The following is a 5,814-nucleotide window of genomic DNA, read 5'->3' on the forward strand; positions in this document are numbered from 1 at the left end:
CATAGACGATCTGGCGGGCTGCGATATGCCGCCGCAGGGCGTGGATCAGAGCACGCTGAGAGTGGAATACTATTGCCAGAATAAGCAGGAATTCTCTTATCTGCGCGAAGTATTCATTGATATAACAATGTAATTAATAAAGTTAAAGGTGATGTCATGTTAAATATGCGAAAAATTAAATCTATAGAGAAGTTTAAATCTGAGAAATATCTCAGAGATGCTCATCCGGTGACTTCTCATGTTAACGCCCTCACTCCAGGGGTATTAACATGCAGCTTCCCTTCTCAGAAAGGGATAGTGCGAGGGCAGATTATTTATCTGGAATTTTATTATAAATACCAGAACGCGGAAATTGCCATGGATCCTAGCGCAATAAAAATGGATGTGGCGAGTAAAAATATTTTACCAAAACCACAAGGTGAGGGAGAATTTACGGATACTGACGGTAGCAAAGTTTATATGTACAAGTATTCGTTCAATGTACCTAACAATATTGCTCTGGGCGATAAAGCGATCGACTTGACATTGACTGTACAAGCCCTGGGAGCAGCTGCGCCAGTAACATGTCACTGCCAATATTATGTACTGGAGTCAAATACTGATCTCGATGATGAGATTACTATCTCTTTTGATGACACTCAGATTATTGATTTGAATGCCCCGGAAACTCTTAATGATAGTTATTCAAATCTGTCTGGTGTCACCTATATTACTGGTACGATAACGTATAAACGTAATTTGACGAAATATCCTGGCGATGAAACACATCAGGATATCCAACTGTATCTGCGACCTGTAAGTATGGCGCAGGCGGTATTCGAAAACGTATTTTTTATGATGTCTGATACTAATCAGGGGGGGGGCAAAGCATATCCTGACATGCAATATCATTATGTTAGTAATTTAACCTCGAGTAAACTTGATGGTTTTGTTATTAACCTTAAAAATGATTCAGCATCGAAAACTGGCGTGGCAAAGTTCCGTATTTACCCCTGTGCTAAAGATGCCGGTTTCCTGGTAATGACAGTAAGTTCAGGTTCCCCGGATATTGATACTTCTGACTCTAAAGGTCTGTTTATTGAAGGCATTACGCCAGAGTACATGGGATATTCAATGTACTTTGAAAATACTGACGGTGATATTCTTGATGAAGATCAACAGAAAGTGAATTTGCATTTCAAATCTCTGGAAGATACCGAATCTAAACCTGATTATGGCGGTTTTATAAACGATACCATTCTTGTGTTTAATGAGCCAACTTATGTTGATCTTATGGGAACAGCTGTTATTGGTGATCGAACTTTTTTGGGGCGTTATGAGGTTCCTTCAAAACCGCAGAAAACGATTTATCCCTTTGAATTCGATACTACAGAGTTAATGGTACAGGATAACGTAAATAAAGCCAAAAACAGGATTTCATACATTGTTGCTGAACGTAGCGGCAACGTAGGGATTTCTGAACATAAAAGACTTATTGTCACGAAGGCAATTCCAGTGACGCCGCCGAAAAAAGGAACGTTAAAATCACCAACCTTTATTGATGTTAGTGGAACGGAAATGGTATCAGGAGGGATCATTAATAAGCATCGTATTGGGAATGGCCTGCCTGGTGAACATATGTACTATCGTATTCCGGTTGCTGGAAACCTTACTGCGGGAGATGTTATTAATACTAAAATTGAATTATCGTATTACGATGATGATAATTATGTTTATTCAAATTTACCCAGTCGGTTGCTTCACTCCTACGAAATTATGCCAGCAGATGTTACACTAGGTTACCTCCAGGTCGAGGTTATGTATGAAGACCTTTGTAATTGCAACAGCGATCCTTTTGGTACAACCAGTAGTAAGTTAATTATCTGGTATGAGACTGAAGGGAACGCTGAAGCTGTGTCTTCTACGCTAATTCTTAATATCGATACAGTAATGTAAGTCAAACATGGATACCAGCAATAACGCTGGCATCCATGTTTATATTCTATTGCAATAATATTTTGGTATTAATATGTCAAATTATAAATTATTAATCATAGGTGGCATATTATCTTCATTGGCAGGGTGTGCTTATGTTGTGCATCCTCACTGGGATAAATGTGGTAATTCTGCATGCACCGTACAGGCGATAAATATAACAAAAAAATAGGCTGTTGATTTACAGGTCTGTTTGTTGATTGTTATTTTTATCTACATAGGGGATTAGTTTAAGTTTTTCAGAAAACCGCCGTTATAATTAGTGTGGCGGTTTTCTGACTATTAAAAATAGCACATTACTACTGTTCTTTATTCCCTTTATTTGGGAAGAAAAACAGAAGTATCAAGGATTGGATACAACCACCTGAACTTTTCGTTTCTGAGTCTCTTTAGTGACTTTCCAAGTACTGTTTGTTGCCCCTGTTATATCGATATATTTACCGCTATTGACGGAGTCCTCGACCTGCCACTGGTAGTTCAATACACCGCACGCTTTTGTACAGGTTGGTGTAGCTGTCAGAGTGTCATTAACGATAGGTGCGCCAGAAACACCGGTACCGCCGCTAATTACCACTTTAATGACATCGTCGCTTCCAGAAATCGGTAGTCCACCCGCTGTTCCGTTTACCGTAGCCTGAACAGGTTTGCCCTGGAATGGCTCAGTAATATTTTTGTCAGTTTGTGGAGTAACAAATAGTGTAATTGTCTGTCCTAAATCTTTGTCCTGAATAGTGTAAGTTTCGGTCACCGCCACTTCAGTAGAACCAATCTTCCAGCTATAGAGTCGGGGAGTCGTTGTATCGGGTTTATCTCCATCAACATCGGCAAATGCAAAGTCATGAGCGGGATCGATTTTTACGACATCGCCGTGGTCAAGAATGCCATTTGCATTTTTATCCTCAAAAGTAATCTCACCTGCAGTCAGGGTTGGCTCATGTCCTGTAATGGACATCGTTGCGGAAGAGGTGATTATTGCTGCGACGGCATTAACACTCATACTGAGTAAGAAGCCCATTGTAATGCTGGCGGCAGTCTTTTTTTTTAAGCTTAGTTTCATATTCTCTTGTCTTACTATTTATTAACAAATACACAATACAGATATGGGATAACGATGACTTTCTGGCTCAGTAATAAGTCATTTGATAATTTGTACCCGCACTTTTCGCTTTTGATCGGCGGTGGAAGGAACATATGTCATCGCTGTGGCACCCGGAATATCGACATAATTATTACTACCTGCTTGATCTTCTCTCTGCCATTGGTAAGTCAACGCATTGCAGTCTGTGCTACAAGGCATTGTTGCTGTCAGCGTATTTCCCACTACAGGCACACCAGTAACCGTTGCGACAGAAACTGTTGTCAGATTAAAGATCAGGCGTTTGCCGGTATCTTTGCCATTAATTTTGACGCCAACAGGTAACTTTGGATTTTCCAGAAGACCACTAAATGTTGTGGTGTAGTGTCCAGGGTTGCTTTCCTGAACGGTATCGAAGGAATATTTCGATGTATCTACAGTACTGTCAGCAATAAAGAATGTTATGCGTTCTTTTTCGTTGCTAATTGGCTGGCCCTTGCTGTCTTGCAAGGTAAGGGCCAGAGTCGACTTTTCCGTGCTTCCGACAGAAAACGTTGTCTTGTCAGCAGTAAGCGTACTTTGCTCAAGTGCGGCTGATGTATCTGTAAAAATGATGTCAGCAGATGCCAGCGTTGTATCTTCCAGGCTTGCAGTAATAGTAAATTTTCCAGCACTTTCACCGGCAGTTACCGTTGTTGTGTAAATTCCATTACCAGACTCTTTGAGTTTTCCCAGTTGCGGCAATACCGGAGCCTGAGGCTTTAAAGTGACGGTTCCTTTCGCCAAAGCCATACCGTCTACCAGCGAGTTGATTGGAGTAAATGCACCATTGAGAATTATCTGCTCTGCTTTGCCGCTTATCGGTTTTTTCTCATTATCCAGTAGAGCAATTGTCAACGTAGTTTGTGTTTTTGTATCTGCCAGCAGATGCGCCACGGCGATGCTAAGACTGGAATATTTCTTACTTATTATCGGTGGCGTAAGAACAACCTGCATTTCGGCGGGTTGCGATGCATTACCACGGGTATCATGCGCAATAGCGGAGATTCCCCATGCATTGATCGCGCCATCTTTCCATTCCGGCAACACCATCTGCCAGTGGGCTCCCTGACCGATCAACTTACCGCCCGCGGCTAAAAATGATGCGTCATCCCATTCAATATCTTTCAAACCATGTTTTGCCTGCACATCAGGCAACAACGGAATGACCTGTTTTGATTTTCCTGTTACTCGCCCCGGGAGGTGTAATTTGATAACGGTTTGTTTGCGATACTCAAGAACGATGTCGTTATTACGATTAACAAGGTCATAGCGGCTGCCATTCAGGGTACGAATGCCTTCTACGGCATCCGTATTTAATTGCTGACGGAGTGGGGTGCCGATGCGCCAGTTCACATCCGCTTTTAGCTGAGTGTCATGTTTTCCACTCTCGCCAGTGCGATGTTCCGCGCTTAATGTCAGCAACGGAAATGGAGTGAAATTCACGCCGACAGTAAGAACCCGGGGGTTTTTCTGCCGGTTTTCTTTACCAAACAGCGCGACCTCCCGACCGAAATACTGCTCATACGTTAGCCTTGTCCCCAGTTGCGGGAGAGCGGGAAGGTATCCTTCCAGACGTAAATCCCAACCATTGGCAGGCCGTTCTTCATAATCTTCAACATTCGGAGATGCTTTCCATCCGGTTAGCCCGATGTAGCCATTAGCGGAAAATTTAACAAAATTACGCCAGTATTCGGCGCCAATCCCCGCCCGGGCATGATCACCAGATAAATCGTAATCGATAAAGGTATTGAGGCCATACATCGTTTGCTGGTTGAAGTGGCGATAACCAATGCCTTGGTTCACAATGCCCCGCCCGTCCACACGGTGGACGCCGCTTTGAGAAAACAGCAGATTGTTCGGCACGTCGTACCACGGATGAAGCAATATAAAAGAGGAATCTTTTAGCGATAAGTTATCGTCGGCGTTGATTTCTATTTGTGCTGTTCCGTAATGTTGCAGCCATTCAGCGGCGCTTTGATTTGCCTTACCCAGCACAAAGCCTTTGGCCATCGCTTTTGCCATGTTGCTATCCGTATGACCAGAAAGCACTCCTCCAGCCTGAGACGCGAAAGCGGCTAACTGAGTTAATTGAGCATTTTCCTGATCACGATCTTCCGCTTCTGTATCCGTACGTGAGCTATCTCGTTGCGTTTCATAAGGCGTGGCTTTTTGCTCGGCGAGCAAAGCGGCATCCGCACTGGCCATAGCAGGCGATATAACCTGGCAAATCGAACCGATCACGACCGTTATACTTTTAAGAACAAAACCGTGGCTAATTATTTTGTTGGTATTGTACATATTCTATAGATGAAGGCATTTTTATGTTAAAAATAATTTTGCTTTAGGAAAAAATGTTGATGAAGCAAAAGCATGTACTATCTTATAATCAGCATTCATTAAGTTAAATTATGAATAAGCGCCATGAAGAGAGGGTGATTCCTGTATTGATGTAATTTTGGTTAATGAACAAGTAGGATGATTGTTAGCACTGTAGCGAGTTATAAATCAGCATACAGCCACTGGACCCTGTTGAAGGGGATATAAAAATTATGATTTATTTTTTTGAAATGAAAGGCAAAGTATTTGCAATGATTTTGAAAAAGTGTATTTGTCCTGGTAATCGATAAGTGCGTTAAATCTTTAGACATTGTCTGCTGCGCCAGCATTAATCCTGTGCTATAGAGTTAAACCATCCCGTGGATATGTAAATAGACCCGTTTTAG

General features: G+C 42.1%; 3 protein-coding genes. 1 reads left to right on the forward strand and 2 read right to left on the reverse strand.

Annotated elements, in window-relative coordinates; genetic code table 11:
• The first annotated feature begins 156 nt into the window (after window positions 1–156).
• Entirely contained in the window at window positions 157–1,935 is a 1,779-nt protein-coding gene (locus tag D9736_RS23140; protein ID WP_130238314.1) for a hypothetical protein, read from the forward strand.
• A gap of 382 nt (window positions 1,936–2,317) precedes the next feature.
• On the opposite strand, the gene D9736_RS23145 is transcribed toward D9736_RS23140, so the two are convergent.
• The gene (locus D9736_RS23145; RefSeq protein WP_130259258.1) at window positions 2,318–3,031 is read right to left on the reverse strand and encodes a ZirU family protein; all 714 of its coding nucleotides are present in this window, start codon (window positions 3,029–3,031) and stop codon (window positions 2,318–2,320) included.
• A gap of 78 nt (window positions 3,032–3,109) precedes the next feature.
• Window positions 3,110–5,296: an inverse autotransporter beta domain-containing protein gene (locus D9736_RS23150; protein WP_167854551.1), complete on the reverse strand. Its 2,187-nt coding sequence runs from the start codon at window positions 5,294–5,296 to the stop codon at window positions 3,110–3,112.
• Between the last annotated feature and the right edge of the window lie 518 nt (window positions 5,297–5,814).

The organism is Escherichia sp. E10V10 (assembly GCF_004211985.1).
GTDB lineage: Bacteria > Pseudomonadota > Gammaproteobacteria > Enterobacterales > Enterobacteriaceae > Escherichia.

Excerpts from the sequence above, each read along its gene's own strand:
- D9736_RS23140 (WP_130238314.1), top strand. The coding sequence starts at position 157 with ATGTTAAATATGCGAAAAATTAAATCTATAGAGAAGTTTAAATCTGAG.
- D9736_RS23150 (WP_167854551.1), bottom strand. The coding sequence starts at position 5,296 with ATGGCCAGTGCGGATGCCGCTTTGCTCGCCGAGCAAAAAGCCACGCCT.
- D9736_RS23145 (WP_130259258.1), bottom strand. The coding sequence starts at position 3,031 with ATGAAACTAAGCTTAAAAAAAAAGACTGCCGCCAGCATTACAATGGGC.